Here is a 23,136-nt window from a genome sequence, read left to right as displayed (position 1 = left end):
CTTTTGCACTTTGCAGTTGTTGCAGTTTGCACATTGTCTCATATAAACTTTCTGCAAAACTGCAAAAAGTGCAAACTGCAACAACTGCAATAACAAAACGATGAAGTATGACTGAATATAGATTTTCTCTTCAAAAATATAAACGAGGTACAAAGCAATCATGCCCGAAATGTGGAAAGAAGCAATGCTTTGTCAGGTATATAGATAGTCAAGGAGAAATAACCTTTCCTGATTATGTAGGTAGATGTGACCATGAGCAATCTTGCCAATACCATTACACCCCATCAGATTATTTTCATGATAATCCAATGTTGGCGGACAGTAATAAGAATAGTTTTGTTGAAGTTCGCAAATCCAAACCATACTTGCCACCTCCCACTTCTTTTATTGATAAAGAACTAATGGAACGTACTCTTACTAACTACGGTATGAATCCATTGTACATCTACCTGTCTGGGATGTTGGGTAAAGATGAGACTTCTCGGATATTCCAACTATATCATGTTGGCACATCAAAGAAGTGGGGCGGTTCTACTGTCTATTGGCAAATTGATTGGCAAGGTAATGTACGAACAGGGAAGATAATGTTGTATGATGCAGAAACAGGACATCGGACAAAAGAGCCAAGAAGTTATGTTAGTTGGGTACATACAGAACTGAATCTCCCAAACTACAATTTGAAGCAATGTTTGTTTGGAGAACATCTGTTATCTGAGAATCCGACCAAACCTGTTGCTATTGTGGAAAGCGAAAAATCCGCTTTGATAGCTACCCATTATATGCCGGAATTTATATGGTTGGCAACAGGTGGAATGCATGGATGCTTCAAGTCTGACGTGGTAAGTGTATTGAAAGGTCGGTCGGTTATGCTATGCCCGGATTTGGGTGCAAGAGAGGTTTGGCAAACCAAGATGGCTTTACTCACTTCCGTATGTTCTAAAGTTGTATTGAGTGATAGTTTGGAACAATGCGCCACAGACGAACAGCGCAAGAACGGACTTGATATTGCGGATTTCTTATTGATGACTGAAACACCTGCGATGATACTTCAAAAGATGATAAAGCGAAATCCAAACCTACAAACTTTGATTGACTGCTTGCATTTGGAACTGGTGGATTCCGGTTAGTGATGTGTTTTTGGAGAAGCCAAACTAAGGGGAAAGTAAAACTATTGATTATCCAAATGGATATAGGTGACAATAGCCACTCTTAAAGTTGACAGACAAATGGCATAGTTCGGACAAAGACAATGCTTGCATTAAGGTATGTAATGCCCCATTTTTAATGGGTATTCTATGCAAGAAGTACCACCGTCCGACAAAATGGTTTCACTCATTTGTCGTCTTGGAGGCTTCTTGCATTACTCGCAGGCTCGCAATGGATAGAACATTTTATTAATAAATTCCAGTTATAAACGCTTATGGATATACAACAAAACAATGGAAAACAGGGTGTTCGTACTCGTCATATAGACATTCGTCTGACTGAAAATGAGTATGAAATGATAGTAGAAAAAGCTGCCGAATGTGGACTGACACTTAGTAACTACGGACGAAAATTATTGCAAAATCACCATCCAAACAAACGACTTTCAGACGAGGAAGTACAAGGATTGAACTCTTTATCGGATGCACGAGCCGACCTTATCCGCATTCAGAATGTACTCAAAGGTAAACCTGATGAGATTAAAAAACGATATTTCCGAGATGAGAATTATATGCGTGCTTGGATAGAGGCAGTAAATAGGCTTATTGTCCGATGGGGACAAATACGAGACAGTATAAATCAAATTTGAAGTTATGATAGCACAAGGAAAGGCAATTTCTCATGGAGCAAGAGCCATTGAGTATTCTATGGAAAAAGATAAAGCCCAGCTCGTTAAGGTGAATGACTTGCCAGAAAATATAGAACCTTTGGCTATGTGGTCACGGATGATGCAACACCAGCATCAATGTATGAAAGACAGATATAATCCGAAGCCCATAAAGCTGAACGCACTGCGCTTTGAAATATCTCCAGCCAAAGAAGAATCGGCAGGATGGACAATGACGGATTGGCAGAATTTGGCGGATGAGTTTATTGCAGTACTTGACGGCATTGACCGAAGATGTGGCAAACCAGATAGTCTTCTTAAACCGACCAATATCAAAAATAGCCTGTATGTTGTTTCGTTACACACCGACAGCAAAAGTGGCATCCCTCACTTGCATATTGTAGCTAACCGCATAGACAATATGGGCAAGACAAACGATGCGCATTATATTGGTGAACGTGCCGTTCATGTTGCCAACATCATCAATGAGAGACGTGGCTGGGTGCAATCCGTGCAACGTCGTGATGAGAATATTCAGCAAATCAGTGAAGACTGCATCGCAATATTGAAAGCTATGCCAGAATTTGATTGGGAAACTTATAGCCAAATGTTAAACGCTAAGGGGTACGATATTAAGTTGATAAAGGACGATAAGGAAGTGGTCAAAGGGTACGCTATACGAAAAGGGAACTCTATTTATAAATCCTCGATATTGGGTAAAAGTCGAAAATTGATGCCATCAAAAATTGAAGCGACTTGGGTGGGATTACATGCTTCTGATAAACAATCTGCAATTCAGTCAAAGGAAGTATGTACTCAAACGATGGCGCATAATAATAAAGAGGTGATGCCACAATCAAAGCCTTCTATTTACCACTATTCCATAACAGTGGATGGAGAACAACTCGAGGTTGATATACCAGATATGGTTAAGTCTGTCTTTGATGAAGAGTTTGGAAGCCTTGATGAAGAAGTCAAACAGACCAATTTATTCAAAGTTGCCGCCTTACTATTTGCCGGATATTTGGATGCTGCTACTTCTATGGCGGCTTCAAGCGGAGGTGGTGGCAGTCCCGGTAGCGGATGGGGTAAAGATAAGGACGATGATGAGCGTAACTGGGCTGTTCGTTGTGCAAAAATGGCAAAATGGCTCTGCAAACCGATTAAACGTAGCAGGGGTAGATAGTATTTCATTTATAATCACATATAACCATGCGTAAAAGTAAATATGACCAATCTTCTTTGCCTGTGCAGGATAGCAAGAGCATAGATAGTGATGATAACATTAGCAAAATTGAAAATCGTGTTGATTTTGAAACCGAGCTTGTAAATCTCACGAATCAGATTAAGGACATCAAAGATGTTATCCAAGAATTGAGACAAATAAAAGCATTTGTAGATGCTTCAGTGTTAACTTTTGAAGAATCGGCACAGGTTCTCAATGCTGCTGTAAAAGCATTTGACAATATCTCTGATACTATTTGCCATGCAATTATTCAGACGGAGAATACTGTTATAAATGTCAAACTTAGCGATGAAGATAAGGCTGTTCTTGCTGAATATCGCCATAGATTGATTGAGGCAGAAAAATCTTTATTTGAGAAGCAGATAACAGAATTGAAGGCACTTCATACTAATCACTGGAAAGAAGTCTATAAATATGTAAAATCTGACACTTCGTTTTCTCTTAATGGCAGGATAGCCAAATGTGCCATTGTCGGATTCTGGATATTGTATGCGTATTTTTGTTTGACACTGGGAGGATTGATAATTTATATGAAGTTCTTTTAGAGGAATTTGGAAGGATGGGCTGACCAACCTTCCAAATACATCACCATGTTATGACCTTATCAACAATCTCTTGTTGTTCGGCACTGCTACGCCTCAAATAAATGCGAGTGGTCTCAATGCTTTCATGTCCCATCAGGTCAGCAAGTAGAGAAATATCGTTGAACTTCTCCAAGAAATTTTTGGCAAAGCGGTGACGGAATGAATGGGGGTAAACCACTTTCTCATTCAATCCGTATTTGGTTGCGTAGTTCTTCAACTGTTGCGCAATCCCTCTGGTAGTGATACGTTCACCGAAGCGGTTAAGAAAAAGATAGCCGGTTATACGGTTGGCTTTACCAAGCCATTCTGTGGCTTCCTTGCGTAAAGTCTTAGGAATATAGATACGGCGTATCTTGCCTCCTTTGGTGTAGATGTCAAAATAACCCATCTGCACGTGTTCCACCTTCATTTGGATTAGTTCACTGACTCTTGCTCCTGTTGCAGCGAGGAAACGAACTACGAAATACCATTCTTGATTTTCCTCCTTTTTTAGTTTGTTTTTCAGAAAAGCGTAGTCGGCATTACTGATTACATTTTCCAAATAACTACGCTGTTGTACCTTGACGGATTTTAATCTCAAACGAGACTTCCCCATGCAATCAAGATACTTGTTCATTGCCTGAATACGGAGATTCACTGTCTTAGGCTTGAATTTCTCAATGAGATAGGTTTTATACACAAGCAAATTGCGTTTGTTCAGTTCTTTGTGCCGGGAATAATACTCTTTTACGGCATAGAGATAAGCTGCAATTGTGTTCTCCGCCATATTCCCTTGACGAAGATACGTTTCAAAATTTTCAATGTTCATGTCAGATACATTATTAGTTAAACAATTCGTTATCATAATAATGTATGGTATTGCCTAATTCATTGAGTTCCTATTATGAGAAGTTTATCGCTACAGGGGAAGTAAAGTGTATTGATGAGGAGATTCCGTTTGAGATACCTTCTTCTTGGGAATGGACACGGATAGGTAACATATTCAATCATACAAGTGGCAAACAGCAAAGTAGTAGCAACAAGAATGGAGGAACACCAGAGAAGTTTATTACTACCTCCAATCTCTATTGGGGATATTTTGTCCTTGATAATGTAAAAGTTATGAATTTTACTGAGGAAGAGAGCAAAAACTGCTCTGCTACAAAAGGCGATTTGCTTGTTTGTGAAGGTGGTGCAGGCTATGGTCGTTCTGCCATTTGGAATGAAGATTATGATATTTGTCTTCAAAATCATGTTCATAGATTGAGACCACTTGTTGATGGAACTTGTGAGTATGTATATTACTTCATATATCTACAAAAGGAGAGTAATAATCTAGCTTCCGTAGGAACAGCTATGCCTGGATTATCAGCCAATAGACTTAAACGTTTATTAGTACCATTACCACCTATAGCAGAACAGAATCGAATTACAAAGAAACTTAAAGAAGTATTTCTTGTAGTCGAAAAATATAATAAGGTGCAAGATGAACTAAACCTCTTAAACTCTTCGCTCAATGACATTCTCAAAAAGAGCATTTTACAAGAAGCGATACAGGGTAAATTAGTTCCTCAAATAGCAGAAGAAGGCACTGCCCAAGAGTTACTTGAACAGATACAGCAAGAAAAGTCACAGCTCATCAAGGAGAGTAAGCTAAAGAAATCCGCTTTAACCGATTCTGTTATCTATAAAGGTGACGATAACAAGTACTTCGAGAAGAATGGTAAAACAGAACAGGATATTACTGATGAAATACCATTTGAAATACCAAATAATTGGGAGTGGTGTAGAATAGGGAGTGTCTTAAATATTTGGTCTGCTCGAAGAGTACACGAAAAAGATTGGCGTACTTCTGGAATCCCCTTTTATCGAGCAAGAGAAATTAGTAAAATGGCTGATTGTGGTCATGTTGATAACGATTTGTTTATAGAACAATCGCTATACGATGAATTTTCTAAAAGCGGAGTTCCGCAAATTGGCGACCTAATGATGACGGCTGTTGGGACACTTGGCAAGACCTATGTTGTTGAGACAAAGAATCCTTTCTACTATAAGGACGGTAGTGTTTTATGTATAGGTAATCCTTTTCGCTTGAATCCGTATTATTTGAAATTATTTTTTGAATCGTTTGCTTTTACAAACCAATATTTGTCAGAGTCTGATGGAACTACAGTGGCAACCTTGACAATGGTGCGATTGAACAGATACTTAATCCCTATTCCTCCTTTAATGGAACAAACTCGAATCGTTGAAAAAATTAAAGCTGTAACAAGTATTATGAGAGGATAAATGGGCAAATCGTTGAAATTGAGCTTCCTTTTGAATATCCCAATAGCTGGGCTGTATTACGGTTGAAAGATATATGCCAACTAATAGACGGTGAAAAGAGGAACGGAAAAGGCGTTTGTTTGGATGCAAAATACCTACGTGGAAAATCATCTGCAACCATTGTAGAAAAAGGAAAATTTGTCTATGCCGGAGACAACATCATTCTTGTAGATGGTGAAAATTCAGGAGAAGTTTTTACTGTTCCACAAGATGGATATATGGGGAGTACGTTCAAACAACTCTGGCTTTCTTCAGTCATGTGGAAGCCTTATGTCTCGGCTTTTATTCTATTCTACAAAGAGGAGTTGAGAAATTCAAAAAGAGGTGCGGCAATTCCGCACCTCAATAAAGAGTTATTTTACAACCTGCTCATTGGTATTCCACCATTATTTGAACAGCAACGTATAGCGCACCAAATAAATAATTTATTTCAACTTATCAAATAATAATTCTATCATTGCCACTATTCGCCCTTGCTCTTTAAGAGGCGGAAGTGGCAATAAAAGATTATTCAAGCTCTTAGAATTTAATGTCTTGCCTTTTATTGCGTCTTTGGAATCGCCAAGATTAGATATAATCGGCAAAATGTGAAACAGATAATTTCTTGCTTGGTAATTTTTATCTACAAAAGGATATATGGATATAATTGCTTCATTATGATATGCCGAAACATTTAAAAGAGAAGTTCTGCCTACCGTTAACTTAAAACTCATTATTAAAGTTCCGGCAGGAGATATTTTTCCAAATAAGTTTCTAGCACATTCTGAGACGGACTCTTTTGTCGTTGTAACCAATCCATAATCAGACATATCTGAAATAGAAACCCAAGGATATTTCCCATTCGTCCAATACTTGGTTTCCCCTCGTGGTGGTGTCTTTCCGATAGACATTCTTATATATTGACCAAATCTAACCCAAGTCCAGTTATCAGGTAAGTCAAAAGGTATTTCTTCTGTTATATCAATGTCCTCATTGCCTACCTGCTCATAATACTTGTTATCGTCACCTTTATAGATAACAGAATCAGTTAAGGCGGATTTCTTCAGTTTGCCTTCCTTAACAAACTTCAGCTTCTCTGCTTTAATAAGCTCTAATAACTTTTGTGCTGTATCTTCTTCTGCAATTTGAGGAACTAACTTACCCTGTATTGCTTCTTGTAAAATGGATTTTTTAAAACTATGCCATATTTCTTTATTTATTTGGTTGAGTTTATTTTGACTAGTTCCATATTGATTAATATATGGGTATAACTGATTTAGCTTTGTAACAATGCGTAGTTGTTCTTCTTGTGGTGGAATAGGTAACAAGCAATGCTTAATAATGAGTTGATTTATGTTAGGATCCTTTCTTGAACCTGCTGCAAAATTCATCCAATATGATCTTTGATATTCAATAAAAGTATGGATGTAATCCATATTACAGAATCCATTAGGCTGGATGGCACATACAGATTGGTTAATAGTTGTATCAAAATGCAAGATACAGTGTTTGCCTATTGTCCCAGCACCACCGTACATTGCAATACACACTGTGGTTTGGGGTAAAACAGAAAGGTTGTAGTCGGTAGTTGCTTTTGCAGTTATTTGTATTTCTGTTTTATCCAAAATTCCATTGTTCAAGTCTGTTGTACGTACCCAATTGATATTGCCATTTTTATAATAATCCGGATTTCTACTTAATGGTGTAGCACCACTTGTTGTTTCAAAAATATTGCCAACTCGTTCCCATTCCCACCCTTGCGGTATCTCAAACGGAATCTCCTCATCAATACACTTTACTTCCCCTGTAGCGATAAACTTCTCATAATAGGAATTGTCCTCACCACGGTAAATGATTGATTCGTTTTTGTCCTTTTTGATTTTCTTTTCTTTAACCAACTTTGCTTTCTCGACTCTGATGCGTTCAAGAAGTACAGATGCCGGTTCATCATTAGGGTCTTGCGGTACAAGTTTTCCCTGTATCGCCCACTTGAGTATGCTGTTTTTAAGTTGTTTTCCGTTCATCTTAATTCTAACTGATTTAGAAGTTTTCGTCTTTCTGTTTTTCCTTAAGATAGAACTGATAGAGTTTTTTCCCTATCTTATCTTTTTTGAAGGTACGCTCATGATTTATAGGTGTCATAGACAAACGAATTTTCGCTACACCTTCATTCAATATTTCAAACTGTTGTGGGGTAATTCTAAATTGAGCTGTAGAACTTATTTCTGTGATTGGAATTACAATATTTCCACTTATAATACCTGCAGATTGGCTTCCATTACCAATTACAGTTCCTCGTAGTTCAAGATATTTGCCTGCGAATGTCCGAATTTTCATAGTTGGTTCAGCGAGGAAATTCATTCTGTCTGAACGCACTGTGGCTACTATTGAATAAATGGTATCTTGCTTAGCCACACTGTACTTCATATTGCAACCTTCGGCTGCAAGTGCTTTATAAGTATAACCTACCGTTTGTGCTTTAGCGTTGAGTCCTAAAATGACACAGAACAGAAATAATATAATCTTTATAGTTTTCATATTTAATCTTGTTCGTAATCCTCGCCTTGTATTCCTAATTCACCCTTACTCATGGCATTGGCAATATCTATTTTCAGTTCCTCGTCATAATCTTTACTTGTCAAAAAGCTATTGACGATGCGTAGCAGCAAGTCTTGGTCGATATTCGATGCAGCCACGTGATAAATGATAGATTCCAATGTGCGCATACAGATACAAGCGTGCCAATAATAATTATTCTTGTGTAAGAAGTAAGCACCCAAAGTCAGCGCAATGCGCTTATTCCCATCATTAAAGAAATGCCCGGAACAGAATCTATACATCAGATAGGTTAGTTTATCAGCAAAGGTTGGATAGTATAAATCATTTTGCACAAAATCCAATGCTGCACGAATTCCCCCTTCATCACGCACTCCTTCAAAACCGCCATCACTGGCATCAATCATTTTGCCATAGATGTTTAAGGTTTCATCGTAATCTATGTAAATAATATCCTTACTCATCTTCTGCCTGCTTTAAGCGTTTAAGCACATCTTTGTTATCCGCTAAGATACGGTCAAAATCAATAGACTGGTCACCGATGAATCGTTCAAACTCTTCAGGAGTAACAGCTTGCAGGTAATCTGCTATATTACCATGATACGCATCCCGGAAACTGAAATCCCTTGAAGCCATTTTGGTCCTGGCATCATTCAGATAAGGTTTCTGCATCGGGTGTTCGGCAAGTTCGTTTACAATGCGCTCCACTTCGTCAATGGTAAGCAACCTGCCACCATTTTCTTTAAATCGTTCACTGATAGCTGCGCCCACACCGTTTTCAAAAGAAGAAATAACCAATAAAACCTCTGAATACAGCGTGTGTCGAACATTGTCTTTGGAATCCAACTTCAATACTTCCCGATACTCCTTAGCATTCTCCTTGAATACAGCCTTATATATAAAGTCTGTAATTTGAGGATATTTGTATGTGGGATGCCCGTCTACATATTGATTGATGGCAGAAGTAAGATTTTTACGATAGTTTTCTTCTGTAATTGCAGCAGGAAGATAATGTACATCCCTGCGATTTATATATTTTGTTCCTCCTCCGGTCTTTTCGTTGATGGTAGTAATCACAAAATCCAAGATAAGACTACGGACTTTTTTAGCTTTCTCACTCTCTGTAAGTAGCATACCCATGTCTAAGAATGAGCGGAAGTTAAACAGTCCAAGCTGGGTTGTTTTGCTCCCGACATTTATGACGGGAGCAAATTGTAATTTCAACTCTTTCAGGTATTTACCCTTACATAAAATATATCCATTAGCCGATAATTCATCGGAATGTTTTTCCAAGTAGCGTTCTATGGTTCGTTCTTCTACTTCGTAGAAATCGGCAACCATTTTTTTTGTAAAGCGATACTCGCCCTCAAAGAGCATTCCTTCAATGTCAAGATGCTCCTGTACTTTACTAACAGCAAAACGGTTGTTAAGTACATTCTGCCTTTCTATGTTTGAGATGGTCAAATCTTTCATATCACTTTACAATTATCAGTTGCACGATTTTATGTCTATACCGAGAATTTTTTGAATCTCAGAAAGCGTTTTGTCTATTTCATGATCGAGTGCGGCACGCTTCTCAAAATATTGTTTGAGCAGTTCTGCTGGAGGGAGTATTTCTTCTTCCTCTTTCGGGAACTTGCATTGGTCAAAGTTGCAATCCAAGTTAATTAGTTGTTGGGCAGTAAACACACGACTCTTTTCTCCTTCTTCGTCACTTATAATTTCTTTCCTATCTTTCCACCATTCCTGAATAGGCAGTGTGTGTTCTACCTTCATTGGTTTGGTCTTTGAGAAGTGTTTGTACCCTTCCGGCATATCCAAACGATAGAACCATGTCTCTTTGGTCTTGAATCCTTCTTCGCAACCTTCGGCTTTTTCATTATTAAAGAAAAGAATGTTGGTTGCAATAGAGGTATATGGGGAGAATATAGAACCCGGCAAACGGATGATAGTATGCAGATTGAACTTGCGGAGTAAATTTTCTTTAAGTGCAAGTTTTGCTCCATCCGTACCAAACAAGAAACCATCTGGGATAATCACACCGCATCTACCACCAGCTTTGAGGCGGTACATGATAAGGGCTATGAATAAATCCGCAGTTTCACTTGAACGGTATTGCACCGGGAAATTGCTTTTTACACTATCTTCTGTGCTACCGCCATACGGAGGATTCATACCGATAACATCCACTTTATCGCTTTCCTTGAAATCAGTGATATTTGTTCCAAGCGAATCACAGTTAGCTATATTGGGAGCTTCAATATCATGGAGTAACAGATTTGTTATACTCAAAAGATAAGGTAGCGGTTTCCATTCTTGTCCTACGACTGCATTTTGCAGTTTTTCTCCATCTTCGGCAGAACCGACGCTCTTACTCATATAATTGAGAGCAGAGGTAAGGAAGCCGCCTGTACCACTGGTGAAGTCACCAAAGGTCTCGCCCAATTTCGGGTCAAGCATCATCACGATAAAGTCTGTCAAAGCACGTGGAGTATAGAACTCACCTGCATTGCCTGCTGATTGCAAGTCTTTCAAGATTCCCTCATAAATATCTCCAAATGTGTGGCGGTCATCAGCATCGTCAAATTCGATTTCATTTACGATGTTGACCACTTGACGCAAAAGCGTTCCATTCTTCATATACTGGTTTAAGTCAGCAAATGTTTCTTGAACAATGCTTTTGGCTCTTGGTGTATTGGCATCTATCGGAAGATTCTTTAAAGTAGGAAACAGCTTTTCATTGACGAAAGAGAGCAATGCTTCTCCTGTCAACGCTTCACCGTCTTTTTCATCTACTGCCCATTTGCGCCAACGCAAATCTTCGGGGATGATGGACTTGTAGTTGTCATCTTTGTATTCCCATGTTTCTTCCTGAGTGTCATAGACTTTCAAGAAAAACATCCAAGTCATTTGTTCAATTCTCTGTGCGTCACCATTGATACCAGCATCTTGGCGCATTATATTTTGGATTCGCTTTATGATGTTGTTTACTGCCATTTTTAAGCTGATTTATATATTTGATATTCAAGTTCTCTGATAGCTTGTTCAAAAGCGACTTTACCACCGAATAACTTTATGATTTTAGTTGGTTTCCCTATACTGTTGAACGGCGGTATCTCCAAAATATTTGCCTTTTCAAAGTCGAGAATACCATTCTCTGCATATTTGTCAAGAAGAGCCTCCAATACTTCACGGGCTTTACCTTCGTACTTCCCGAAGTAATTACGCTTCTTTACATTGTTTGCTCTCTCTTTCCTTGTTAATGGCGGTTGGTCAAACGCAACGTGGCATATCACATCAAAGATGTCGGCATCCTTCAATGCCGGATTAGCTTCACGTACAGCATCTATCAGAATAGCATATTCTTTCAATTCATCCATAATGGCTTGTTTGCGTTCTGCCTCCGTCCACGTTTGGATAAAATCATCCAAAGTTTGGTAATGGCGTAATAATTGCTTTTTAGCAAACGACTGAACACTTTCCGTTCTCATCGTCTTGCCATCTTCTCCTAACACTGAAACGATTTCATGGGCAATGCGAATATTCTTACCGCTGATAAGATATTTCTCACGATGCTCAGATACTATTGGAGTTTCTGGAGCATCAATGATTTTGTAAGGCTTTGGCTTTTTTCCTCCTCCTTTTGGTGGTTCCGGGTCGCCATCAAATGCTGGATCTTTGAATTTTGCGGTAGCATTGCGGAAATCAAGAATTTCCAAATGCCATTTGCCCTTGTCTTTTCTAAGTCGTGTACCTCGTCCAATGATTTGCTTAAATTCAGTCATAGAACCAATTTCTTTGTCTATGACGATTAAACCACAAGTTTTGCAGTCCACTCCTGTGGATAAAAGTTCAGATGTGGTAACAATTACAGGATAAGGCTCATCTACACTAATGAAATTGTCCAGTTGTTTCTTACCTTCTTTATCCTCACCAACAATACGTGTAACATAGTAAGGCGACTTTTTACATAAATCGCTATTCATATTGATAAGGAGCGTCCGCATTTCGGCAGCTTCCTCAATATCAGAACAGAATACGATTGTCTTTGTCATACGACCAATGTCATGTAACATTTGGGTTATCCTATGTGCTACTACTTTACGCCTTAACTTGATGGCAAGATCACGACCTATATTCTGTCTTTGATATAGTTTCTGTTCAATCTCCTTGCCTAATAAATCTATTTCACCTTCTTCTGGAGTCCATCCTTGTAAATCAATATTAATAAAGTCTGCTGTAACCCTGTATGGAGCTAAGAAACCATCTTGAATGCCTTGAAGAAGTGAATAGGTATATACTGGTTCACCGAAATAATCCAAGTTGTTCGCTCCTTCGTCAGCTTTCGGTGTGGCTGTTATACCAATTTGTGTAGCCGAACTAAAATATTCCAATACCTTGCGCCAGGCGGAATCGTCTTTTGCACTTCCTCTATGACACTCATCGACAATAATTAAATCAAAGAAATTTGGCTGCACCTCCAAGAATGGGTCTGGTTTACCCTCTTTCCCGACCAATTGGTGGTATAAAGCCATATACACTTCGTATGACGAATCAATTTTTTCCTCCCCCTCTCCAACAGAAGTTATCTTGGTCATAAACTTCTTGAAAGGCTTGAAGTCTTGCACCATTGTTTGGTCAATGAGGATATTGCGGTCTGCAAGATAAAGAATCTTTTTCTTAGCCCCACTTTTATGAAGACGATGGATAATCTGGAAAGCAGTAAAAGTCTTACCAGTACCGGTAGCCATTACCACAAGTACACGTTGTTGCCCTCTTGCGATAGCTTCTACTGTGCGATCAACTGCTATGCGTTGGTAATATCTTGGGTCATGGCTATGTGTATCATAATAGAAAGGTGTTTCTATTATGTTAAGTTCAACTGATGTGTAATTCTTAGATGCAAGATAACGACTGTATAGTTCTTCCTCTGTCGGAAAATCCTCTAACTTGATTTCGGTTTCTTTTCCCGTGATAAAGTCATGTTCCAAGAAAGCATTACCATTACTGGAATACGCAAATTTCAGGTCAAGGATTTCGGCATAGCTGATAGCCTGTTGAATACCGCCTCCAACTGCGTGCTTATTGTCTTTAGCTTCAACTACAGCGATGGGCTTACCTTTATGATATAGTAAGTAATCGGCTTTTTTACCCTCCGCCACAGAATGTTGATTGCCAATAACAAGTACTCGACCATCCGTAAAATAATACTCTTCACGCATATTGACGCCTACAGCCCATCCTTTTTGATTGAGTGCAGGAGTAATGAACAGAGTGCGTATCTCTTGTTCTTTAAGTTCTTTCTTGTTTACTTCCATGACATAAGTTGTTTTATGATTTGCAACTGCTGACAAGCAAGTCTTTCACGTCAATATTAAGAACATTGGCTATATCATTAAGCGTTTTAAGGTCTGGCTGAACCGAATTGCTGCACCATTTACTTACAGTACAGTTGGACTTCCCAATTTGCTCTGCAAGCCATTTTCCTGTTTTCTGTTGCTCTGCAAGTACCACTTTTAATCTGTTTAAATTAGCCATGAGGTAAAATGTTTTAATCCGAGAGCAAATTTATATAAATTGTCTGACAGTATAAGCAACTTCCGATAATAATTATTATCAGGAAGCAAAAAAAGGATTAGATAGCGTATTTTGATAAGATATTTTCGTCAATTTCAATCTTATGACGTCCAGTAGTAGTGCGCAGATTTTTTCTAACAGTGTCAAATGTAGAGTTAGCGAACCATTCGGAAAATGTCGCCATCACAAATGATGTAGTCATATCTCTGCCTATATTATATTGAAAAGCGATATTCCAAGCAAAGTTCTTCAACGAGATTTGAGTGAGAGAGGTGCGCTTCTTGATATGTATTTCGGTCGCAGAAAGCACTTGACGGTTAATCACAAGATAGCGGACAGATTCGCATATTTGGTAAATCTCTGTTTCCTCCAAATCAAAACGTTTAAATGTATCTCGTGTGTATCTCAGGATAGCATTCAGCTTTTCATCTTCTTCTCTTTCTTTTTGCCATTGGTATTGTTGCTGCTCACGCTGGTATTCATAGTGAAATAACTCCATTCGCTTTTTCTGAACTTCTTCGCAGTTTGAGATAGGAAAAGAAGTTAAAGCCAATGTCTTCTTACAGTCCCTTTTCTTGACTGATATCAAAAATGATGGAGGGATGGCTTCTATAATATATCTTGCCACGGTAATACAAAGATGATACATGAGTTTTAGTATGACATATCCAGTAGCCATAATAAACGGAAGCAAACTCATTCGTATGCCAAATATATTGCACACTTGAAATGCAATCATCGAAGCCAGCAGCACCGCAATGACCTCTATTACCCAAGAGTGGAGTATATATTGTTTTTGCTTCATGTCTATTGTTATTTATTTCTCAATGCAAAGGTACAACGCATTTTCATAAAAAACGAAAGGGAAAAATAGAGGGAGTAACTGTAATAAGTTCATTTTATGTTATTTGTGAAAAGAAAAGTATAACAAGTGAAAATATCCAGTAGCAAATGAAAACATCTGCAAACAGAAAACACAGTGTTAAATAAATATAAATCTTTTCTTCTCTATGAGAAGCTCTCCTCATTATCGTTTTTAGGGGGGTATTACATAAAAAGAAATCATATTTGTACCATGTATTTATAACTCGCTGATTTATATAATACATTAGTTTTGAGGAAGTGAAGTAAGATAGATTACATTTTCCACATAAGATGAAGAGCGATTGTCGGATTAATTTCCGGCAGTCGCTTTTTTTTTACCAAAACACAACTCACACCCTCTACGTATTTCCTAAAAAGAACGGCTACCAGGTTTCTTCCTGATAGCCGCTCTTTTTAGGAAATAACTCTATGACTCAGAGAATCGAAAAAGCATCTGCATCCTTCCACGCCGGGAATTTAGCACGCAATTCCTCCAAATCACTCTTATTTAATGTACAGGTACGAGTTATTTCCTCCCGTTTGCCGGCATCTGCCAGTTTCTTTCCTTTCGGAGAGAAGATCATGGAATCGCCCCGGTAAGTAAACCCTTTACCATCGATACCCACCCGGTTCACACCGCACACATACGCCATATTTTCAATGGCCCTGGCAGGCAACAATGCTTTCCATACCTTTTTACGGGGTTCAGGCCAGTTTGCTACATATATTAATAGGTCATACTCATTATCCACGTTGCGGCTCCACACCGGGAAACGGAGATCATAACAAACCTGCAAACAGATATTCCAGTCTTTATACTTTATTACCGTACGTTTATCGCCAGCCGTGAAATGCTTATCTTCAGCAGCCATCCGGAATAAATGACGTTTATCATAATAATATTCGTCCCCTTCCGGAGTGATAAAGAAAGCACGGTTAAAATACTTTCCGTCTTCTTTCGCAATAAAACTACCGGCGACAGCCAGATTATATTTAGCGGCCCACCCCTTTATAGTCGGGACAGTCGGGCCATCCATCGTATCTGCCAGCTTTTCCACCTCCATGGAAAAACCGGTTGTAAAGGTTTCGGGAAGTACGGCAATATCCGTTTTCCCACTCACACGCCGGAGTAATTCTCCGTAATAACCAAGATTCTCGTCTCTGTCTTCCCAAATGATATGGGATTGAATCATACTGATACGTAAGCTGTCTGCCATAATAGTAAATTAAACTTTTACGAAATTTTCCGGATGACAAGCTGTCACATCCCGGTAACTTTCACGAATTGTACGAATATCCTTTTCTGCATCCCCGGTTGGATAAAACAATCCTTTAAACCCGGCTTCCTTCTTTGCATAATCAAAATAAGCGATCATGATAGGAACCTGTGCCTTTTCAGCAATATAATAAAACCCTTTCTTCCATTCTTCCACCTTTTTACGTGTACCTTCCGGTGTCACAGCCAGCTGAAAAATTTTGCGTTTATTAAACACCTCAACCATCTGGTCGGTTACCGAAGTCCGTTGATGACGGTCGACAGGCACACCACCCAGCCACGAAAACAATATATTGAACGGAAAAAAGAACCATTCTTTTTTGATTAGAAAACTGGCGTTACGCCCTAATGCCGTATAAAACAACTTTCCGACAATAAAATCCCAATTGCTGGTATGCGGGGCAACGCATATCACACATTTAGGCACATCTTCGCCAACTGGTCCCAGTTTCCATCCGGCCATGCGAAGAAGTGCCTTACAGATCGCTTTCTTCATTATTTTTCTTTACTTAGCTCTCCTATTTCGTTAGCAATAGCGTCGACTTCTGTCTGCAAATCAACTCTTAGTTTACGATAATACTCTTTTACCAGTGTTTTGTTGTCTTTGGCATCCGGAGTTCCGGCACGACGGATAAATTCATCCTGCATATCCAGTATCCTTGTCAACAGAACATCAGCTTTATCTCCCTCTACTCCAGGAATAAATAGCTTACAAACTAATACTTCAGAAAACAGTTCACCTGCTACATAGCTGATTTCTTTCTTTAAAATTCTTCTTTTAGCCATAATTTTCGCATTAAAATATCTACAAATCTACAAAATCCTTTATTAAATAACTCACACCGCAGGAAAAAAGATAAAAATAATGTATCTTTGCAGCTTCAAATTCTCTGATTATAAACAAAATCGTTTATGGATACAAAGACAACAACGCCAGAATATCTCTTTGAAAGCAGTTGGGAAGTCTGTAATAAAGTGGGAGGGATCTACACTGTGCTGTCTACAAAAGCGCACACTCTGCAACAGATGTTTAACGATAAAGTGGTATTTATCGGACCTGATGTGTGGGGACCCGCTAACGCTCCGGACTTTATCGAAGATGATGCTCTGTTTGCTGATTGGAAAAAACATGCAAGAACCACTGACAAACTAAAAATGAAAGTCGGACGCTGGAACGTACCTGGTACTCCTCCGGTGGTATTAATCGACTTCAAGCCTTTTTTCAGTGATCGGGACGCTTTCTTTTACTCCATGTGGGAAAACTTCAGGGTAGATTCGATGCACGCTTATGGCGACTATGACGAATCCTGTATTTTTGCCTATGCAGTAGGAAAAGTGATTGAAAGTTTCTACAACTTCTATAATCTTTCCGATAAGAAAGTTACAGCACTGTTCAATGAATGGATGCTGGGTATGGGAGCGCTTTATATCAAAAAGCAAATCCCCGCCATTGCAACCCTGTTCACTACTCATGCTACATCTATCGGCCGTTCCATTGCCGGCAACAACAAAGCATTATATGCTTATATGGACGGATACAACGGCGACCAGATGGCGAAGGAACTGAATATGGAGGCCAAACATTCGCTGGAAAAGCAAACCGCTCACCATGTGGACTGTTTCACGACAGTCAGCGATATCACTGCCCGGGAGTGTAAGCAATTACTGGACAAGGCTCCGGATATTGTTACCCCGAACGGTTTTGAGCCCAACTTCGTTCCCGAAGGAAAAGAATATACCAAGAAACGTGCAGAAGCTCGCAAGACATTGATCAATGTAGCCGAGAAATTACTGGGATGTCCCATCTCTCCGGATGCATTGCTCGTATCGACCAGCGGACGGTATGAATACCGCAACAAAGGGATCGATGTCTTCATCGAAGCCATGAACCGTGTACGCAATTCAGGAGAATTACAACGTGAAGTCGTTGCCTTCCTGATGGTTCCGGCCTGGGTCCGCGACGCACGCGCCGACCTGAAAGAGGTGATTGAAAAAAATATTCAGACCACCTCTCCCATGCAAATGCCTTTTATTACCCACTGGCTGAATCTGATGGATCAGGACAAGGTATTAAATTATATCTCACACGCAGGATTCACAAATCAGGCTTCCGAAAAACTGAAAATAATATTTGTGCCCTGTTACCTGGACGGACGCGACGGAATCTTTAACAAGCCCTATTACGATCTGCTGATCGGTATGGACGCAACTGTATATCCGTCATACTACGAACCCTGGGGATACACTCCACTGGAAAGTGTTGCCTTTGGCATACCGACAGTAACGACCAATCTGGCCGGCTTCGGCCTTTGGGCGGAAAAAAGTGTCTCCGGCAAAAACATCAGCGAAGGTGTGGCTGTTATTGAACGGACAGACTTCAACTATTTCGATGTTGCTGATGCTATCACTGCTTCAATCCTCTCACTCGTCAAGAAAGACAAAAAAGAAGTTGAAGAAATACGCAAACGCTGTTTTAAACTGGCAAAGCAGGCTGAATGGAGTAAATTCATTGTTTTCTATCAAAAAGCTTTCAGCGACGCATTGGAAGCTGCAACTAAAAGAAACAGTTAAACATAGCTCATAATTAGCAAGATAATTCTATCTTTGCCACAGTTTTTTACATCTTATTAAAAGTTGAATCATTTTAAATCTCACAATAATGAAAATCAAGGCGAATAACGCAAACAGTCCGATCTGGAAGGACGTTTATTCACATTCGATGCTTCCCGAAGCATTACAACCCTTACACGAAATGGCTACTAATTTGTGGTGGGTATGGAATCATGAAGGGGCTAAATTATTTGGAAAAATCGACAAAGACCTTTGGGTATCTACGGAAGGTAACCCGGTGCTTTTACTCCAAAGCTTATCATTCAAACGTATTGAAGAAATCCAGGCCGACAAAGTATTGATGGCCGAAATCCAGGAAGTTTACGCCAGCTACAGAAAATATGTGGACGTAAAACCGGATGCTACTAAACCGTCTGTTGCATATTTCAGTATGGAATACGGACTCACCAACGTGTTGAAAATATACTCCGGTGGTCTGGGTGTTCTGGCAGGTGACTACCTGAAAGAAGCCAGCGACAGTAACATCGATCTGACAGCTGTAGGTTTCCTGTATCGTTACGGATACTTTACACAATCACTGTCTATGGACGGACAGCAGATTGCAAACTACGAACCGCAGAATTTCAACTCTTTACCTCTTTCTCAGGTAATGCAGTCAAACGGCGAACCGATGGTATTGGAAGTACCTTACCCAGGCAGAACCGTATATGCTCATATCTGGAAAGTAAGCGTAGGACGTGTTCCTTTGTATCTGATGGATACAGACATTCCTCAGAACAGTGAATGGGACCGTTCAATCACTCACCAGTTATATGGAGGCGACTGGGAAAACCGTATGAAACAGGAATACCTGTTAGGTATCGGCGGTATCCTGATGCTGGATAAACTGGGTATCAAAAAACAGATCTATCATTGTAACGAAGGCCACGCAGCATTGATCAATGCTCAGCGTCTGGTTAACTATATCCAGAACGACGGACTTACTTTCAATCAGGCATTGGAAGTTGTACGCGCTTCTGCTCTTTATACAGTACATACTCCGGTTCCTGCCGGACACGACTATTTCGACGAAGGCCTGTTCGGCCGCTACATGGGTGAATTCCCCGGTAAGCTGGGTATCAGCTGGCAGGAATTTATCGATATGGGACGCGAAAACCCGGGTTCTAACGAAAAGTTCTCTATGAGTGTATTCGCTTTGAATACTTGCCAGGAAGCAAACGGCGTAAGCTGGTTGCACGGAAAAGTATCACAACGCATGTTTGCTCCGGTATGGAAAGGATATTTCCCGGATGAACTGCATGTAGGATATGTAACTAACGGCGTACACATGCCGACATGGGCTTCTACAGAATGGAAACGTTTCTTCCACCAGCGTTTCGGTGAAAAATTCTTTGAAGACCAATCCAACAAAAAACTTTGGGAAGCTATCCAGAACGTCAACGACGACGATATCTGGGAACTGCGCAAAACTCTGAAAAATAAACTGATCGAATACATCAAAGGCCAGTACAAACAGAGCTGGTTGAAGAATCAGGGAGACCCTGTAAAGGTTGTTTCTATCCTTGAAAAGATCAACCCGAATGCGTTGCTGATCGGTTTCGGCCGTCGTTTCGCCACTTATAAACGTGCACACTTATTGTTCACAGACCTTGACCGTTTGGCTAAGATCGTAAACAATGAAAAATATCCGATCCAGTTCGTATTTACCGGAAAAGCCCACCCGGCTGACGGCGGCGGACAGGGATTGATCAAACATATCGTAGAAATCTCACGTCGTCCGGAATTCCTGGGTAAGATCATCTTCCTCGAAAACTACGACATGCGTCTGGCACGTCACCTGGTTGCCGGTGTCGACGTTTGGTTGAACACTCCGACTCGTCCGCTGGAAGCATCAGGTACATCCGGTGAAAAAGCAGAGATGAACGGTGTACTGAACTTCTCCGTACTCGACGGATGGTGGTACGAAGGTTATAAAGAAGGCGCTGGTTGGGCATTGACCGACAAGCGTACTTACGAAAACCAGCAGTATCAGGATCAGTTGGATGCCGCTACGATCTACCATATATTGGAAACAGAGATCATCCCGACTTACTATGCTAAAAACAGCAAGGGATACTCTCCCGAATGGATCCAGTATATCAAGAACTCAATGTCTCAGATCGCTCCCGACTATACAATGAAACGTATGTTGGACGATTATATCAGCCGTTTCTACAGCAAACTGGCTAACCGTTCCGCCCATTTGCGTGAAGGTAACTACGCTGAAGCCAAAGCTATCGCAGCATGGAAAGAAGAAGTGGCAGAACATTGGGACAGCTTCCAGGTTGAATCATTCACTTGCAGCAAGGATCTGGCTATCGACGGACCGGTTGTCGGCAAAGAATATTCATTCAATCTGGTAATCGACCGCAAAGACCTTCAGGGAATGCTTGGAGCTGAAGTGGTTGTGACCAAAGAAAACTCGGAAAATCATCAGCTTGAATTGCTTTATACAAAACCGTTCGTGCTGAAGAAAGAAGAAGGTTCTAAACTGTTCTTTGAATTGAAAACAACTCCGAGCGAAGCTGGTGTTCATAAAATGGGCTTCCGTGTTTACCCTGTAAACAAAGAATTGCCTCACCGTATGGACTTTGCTTATGTTCGTTGGATTCAGTTATAATAAACAGTTATAGCAAATATGAAAAAGGATGCTTCCATAACGGGGGCATCCTTTTTTCATATTTATTTAATATCCAGGATTCTGTGTCAGATTTCTATTCAGGGAAAGTATATTTTCGGGAATCGGAAAGACAGTCGTATAACCACTGCTTTCTCCCGGTAACTGCGGACGGCTGCTATAGGTCCGTGTAAAAAGACCAAAACGGACCAGGTCCTGCCTCCTCCACCCTTCCCAGGCAAATTCCAGTTGACGTTCGGCCAGTATATTATCTAAAGTAGCCTGACGGTCCGGCATTCCGACACGGGAACGGACCTGATTCAACTCTGCATCCCCGTTTCCCCCGTTACGGACCAATGCTTCACTTTTCATCAGCAAAACATCGGCATAACGGAACAGCACAATATCATTATCCATCAGCTTCCCGTCTTTAGTCGCCGTTTTATCGATTGCATATTTTTTCATACGGGCACCCGCCACCTTCTCAAACGGTTTGCCGGATATATCCACATCGACCTTCCAGGGCAGATATTCCAACACCTGCCCGGTATCGAGCCGAACGGTATCCCCATTCAGATCAAGCACAACACCGGCAAAATAGCATTTACTGAAACGGACATCGACCGAATCTGTATCATAACCGAAAGTCCGGAGCGCTTCAATTGTAGCGGCAGAGCCATTCTCACCGGATAATCCGTAAGCCTTCGCATGATTATAATGACGGGAGCGAAACAGGTATTGCATCTGGTTCGTATAAAAATTCTTATCCATCGGAATCGTAAAGATATTCTCTACAGAGGTTTCGTTAAATACGGAAAAGTTCTCTTCATAAGTACGTGACAACTGATAACCAAGCGCTGTTATGGAATCGCAATAAGCGATCACGGTTTCCCACGCATTCAACCGTTGACCGCCGACTTCAAAAAACACACTTTTTCCATCCGGCTGACTTCCGGCCGTCCAGTTATTATTTGTGTAAACTTCGGCATTCAAAGCCAGTTTAGCCAACAGAAAATAAGCAACCGGACGTGTCAAACGCCCGTAATAGTCACCGAGCTGGTTACTACGCTCCGCACTTAGCAACGGTGCTGCTTCCTGCAATTCTTTTACCACAAGCTCAAACACTTCCTGCCGGGTACTCTGCTTTACATCTTTCATCGGAGTGGATGACGACAATACAAGCGGAACACGTCCGAACATATCCACCAGGTAATAATAATACATGGCCCGGAAAGCACGCACCTCAGCCATATAAGCCGGGATATACCGGTTGTCCGTCTGCTTATAAAATTCGTCCAGACGTTCCAAAGACTTATTGCTCAACACAATCACCTTATACAAATACTCCCAGGTCGCCCGTATGGCATCACTGCTGACACCCCATTTATGCAGAAACAAACCTTGCCAGAAACCACCGTCATACCAGTCACCGCCACGGGTCGGAAGGATCGCCTCATCCGTCGTAAAGGTATTCAGGTCATATACTCCCCGGTAAGTTCCCTGTAATCCCTGGCTATCGCTGTAACCACCTACATAATTATAAAGCGTTGCAACCGTGTTCAGGTAGACCGAAGTGGCATTATCATAGGCTTCCTCTTCCGAAATTTGATCTCGCGGATTCTCTTCCAGGAACTTACTACAGGAAAGAAAAGTAAGACCGCACAAAATATAGGATAGTAAAACTAACTTCTTCATCGCTGCTAATTA

The 23,136-nt window shown here is 40.4% G+C and carries 21 protein-coding genes; 8 read left to right on the top strand and 13 right to left on the bottom strand.

The window, feature by feature from the left end; translation table 11 throughout:
- The first annotated feature begins 107 nt into the window (after window positions 1-107).
- The 4 genes from K6V26_RS02155 (at window position 108) to K6V26_RS02140 (ending at window position 3,604) form a co-directional block, all read left to right on the top strand.
- Window positions 108-1,127 (top strand): DUF6371 domain-containing protein, encoded by a 1,020-nt coding sequence (locus K6V26_RS02155; RefSeq protein WP_196033995.1) that lies wholly within the window; start codon window positions 108-110, stop codon window positions 1,125-1,127.
- Window positions 1,128-1,420: 293 nt separating this feature from the next.
- On the top strand, window positions 1,421-1,795 hold the full coding sequence (locus K6V26_RS02150) for a plasmid mobilization protein (RefSeq protein WP_007563566.1): 375 nt from the start codon (window positions 1,421-1,423) through the stop codon (window positions 1,793-1,795).
- 4 nt (window positions 1,796-1,799) lie between these two features.
- A complete protein-coding gene (locus K6V26_RS02145) occupies window positions 1,800-2,999 on the top strand; it encodes a relaxase/mobilization nuclease domain-containing protein (RefSeq protein WP_224264487.1) in 1,200 nt (399 codons plus the stop codon).
- A 26-nt stretch (window positions 3,000-3,025) separates the two neighbouring features.
- Complete coding sequence (locus tag K6V26_RS02140; protein WP_224264486.1) at window positions 3,026-3,604, top strand: hypothetical protein; 579 nt, start codon at window positions 3,026-3,028, stop codon at window positions 3,602-3,604.
- A 40-nt stretch (window positions 3,605-3,644) separates the two neighbouring features.
- On the opposite strand, the gene K6V26_RS02135 is transcribed toward K6V26_RS02140, so the two are convergent.
- Window positions 3,645-4,451 (bottom strand): tyrosine-type recombinase/integrase, encoded by an 807-nt coding sequence (locus tag K6V26_RS02135; protein WP_224264485.1) that lies wholly within the window; start codon window positions 4,449-4,451, stop codon window positions 3,645-3,647.
- Window positions 4,452-4,495: 44 nt separating this feature from the next.
- Here K6V26_RS02135 and K6V26_RS02130 point away from each other — a divergent pair, with 44 nt between their 5' ends.
- Window positions 4,496-5,911, top strand: coding sequence for a restriction endonuclease subunit S (locus tag K6V26_RS02130; protein WP_224264484.1), 1,416 nt, complete (start codon window positions 4,496-4,498; stop codon window positions 5,909-5,911).
- A gap of 62 nt (window positions 5,912-5,973) precedes the next feature.
- Window positions 5,974-6,396, top strand: a complete 423-nt coding sequence (locus tag K6V26_RS02125; RefSeq protein ID WP_240346932.1) for a restriction endonuclease subunit S — start codon at window positions 5,974-5,976, stop codon at window positions 6,394-6,396.
- Here K6V26_RS02125 and K6V26_RS02120 read toward each other — a convergent pair.
- The 11 genes from K6V26_RS02120 to K6V26_RS02070 form a co-directional block, all read right to left on the bottom strand.
- Entirely contained in the window at window positions 6,376-7,953 is a 1,578-nt protein-coding gene (locus tag K6V26_RS02120) for a restriction endonuclease subunit S (protein ID WP_224264483.1), read from the bottom strand. The genes K6V26_RS02125 and K6V26_RS02120 overlap by 21 nt on opposite strands.
- A 16-nt stretch (window positions 7,954-7,969) precedes the next feature.
- Entirely contained in the window at window positions 7,970-8,467 is a 498-nt protein-coding gene (locus tag K6V26_RS02115) for a hypothetical protein (RefSeq protein WP_224264482.1), read from the bottom strand.
- A 2-nt stretch (window positions 8,468-8,469) separates the two neighbouring features.
- Window positions 8,470-8,949, bottom strand: a complete 480-nt coding sequence (locus tag K6V26_RS02110; RefSeq protein WP_224264481.1) for a Fic family protein — start codon at window positions 8,947-8,949, stop codon at window positions 8,470-8,472.
- A complete protein-coding gene (locus K6V26_RS02105) occupies window positions 8,942-9,958 on the bottom strand; it encodes a DNA-binding protein (RefSeq protein ID WP_224264480.1) in 1,017 nt (338 codons plus the stop codon). The genes K6V26_RS02110 and K6V26_RS02105 overlap by 8 nt, the downstream gene beginning before the upstream one ends.
- Before the next feature lie 15 nt (window positions 9,959-9,973).
- A complete protein-coding gene (locus tag K6V26_RS02100) occupies window positions 9,974-11,482 on the bottom strand; it encodes a class I SAM-dependent DNA methyltransferase (RefSeq protein WP_224264479.1) in 1,509 nt (502 codons plus the stop codon).
- 2 nt (window positions 11,483-11,484) lie between these two features.
- Complete coding sequence (gene hsdR, locus K6V26_RS02095; RefSeq protein WP_224264478.1) at window positions 11,485-13,803, bottom strand: EcoAI/FtnUII family type I restriction enzme subunit R; 2,319 nt, start codon at window positions 13,801-13,803, stop codon at window positions 11,485-11,487.
- Between the two features lie 13 nt (window positions 13,804-13,816).
- Window positions 13,817-14,023 (bottom strand): helix-turn-helix transcriptional regulator, encoded by a 207-nt coding sequence (locus K6V26_RS02090; RefSeq protein WP_032564469.1) that lies wholly within the window; start codon window positions 14,021-14,023, stop codon window positions 13,817-13,819.
- A gap of 97 nt (window positions 14,024-14,120) precedes the next feature.
- Window positions 14,121-14,867: a hypothetical protein gene (locus K6V26_RS02085; protein WP_224264477.1), complete on the bottom strand. Its 747-nt coding sequence runs from the start codon at window positions 14,865-14,867 to the stop codon at window positions 14,121-14,123.
- 493 nt (window positions 14,868-15,360) lie between these two features.
- The gene (locus tag K6V26_RS02080; RefSeq protein WP_007653745.1) at window positions 15,361-16,143 is read right to left on the bottom strand and encodes an amidohydrolase; all 783 of its coding nucleotides are present in this window, start codon (window positions 16,141-16,143) and stop codon (window positions 15,361-15,363) included.
- 9 nt (window positions 16,144-16,152) lie between these two features.
- Window positions 16,153-16,698 carry a lysophospholipid acyltransferase family protein gene (locus K6V26_RS02075; RefSeq protein ID WP_046147772.1) on the bottom strand — a complete coding sequence of 182 codons (546 nt, stop codon included), beginning with the start codon at window positions 16,696-16,698 and terminating at the stop codon, window positions 16,153-16,155.
- Complete coding sequence (locus K6V26_RS02070) at window positions 16,698-16,988, bottom strand: hypothetical protein (RefSeq protein WP_007653753.1); 291 nt, start codon at window positions 16,986-16,988, stop codon at window positions 16,698-16,700. Before K6V26_RS02070 ends, K6V26_RS02075 begins: the two co-directional genes overlap by 1 nt.
- Window positions 16,989-17,114: 126 nt before the next feature.
- Here K6V26_RS02070 and K6V26_RS02065 point away from each other — a divergent pair, with 126 nt between their 5' ends.
- Both K6V26_RS02065 and glgP read left to right on the top strand, forming a co-directional pair.
- Window positions 17,115-18,773, top strand: a complete 1,659-nt coding sequence (locus K6V26_RS02065) for a glycosyltransferase (protein WP_007653756.1) — start codon at window positions 17,115-17,117, stop codon at window positions 18,771-18,773.
- A gap of 88 nt (window positions 18,774-18,861) precedes the next feature.
- The gene (gene glgP / locus K6V26_RS02060; RefSeq protein ID WP_010800339.1) at window positions 18,862-21,432 is read left to right on the top strand and encodes an alpha-glucan family phosphorylase; all 2,571 of its coding nucleotides are present in this window, start codon (window positions 18,862-18,864) and stop codon (window positions 21,430-21,432) included.
- Between the two features lie 66 nt (window positions 21,433-21,498).
- On the opposite strand, the gene K6V26_RS02055 is transcribed toward glgP, so the two are convergent.
- Window positions 21,499-23,124: a RagB/SusD family nutrient uptake outer membrane protein gene (locus K6V26_RS02055; protein ID WP_224264476.1), complete on the bottom strand. Its 1,626-nt coding sequence runs from the start codon at window positions 23,122-23,124 to the stop codon at window positions 21,499-21,501.
- Between the last annotated feature and the right edge of the window lie 12 nt (window positions 23,125-23,136).

It is taken from the genome of Parabacteroides goldsteinii, assembly GCF_020091425.1.
Lineage (GTDB): Bacteria > Bacteroidota > Bacteroidia > Bacteroidales > Tannerellaceae > Parabacteroides > Parabacteroides goldsteinii.
The sequence above is the reverse complement of the archived record's forward strand: the minus strand, read 5'-3'. Positions and strand labels throughout refer to the sequence as shown.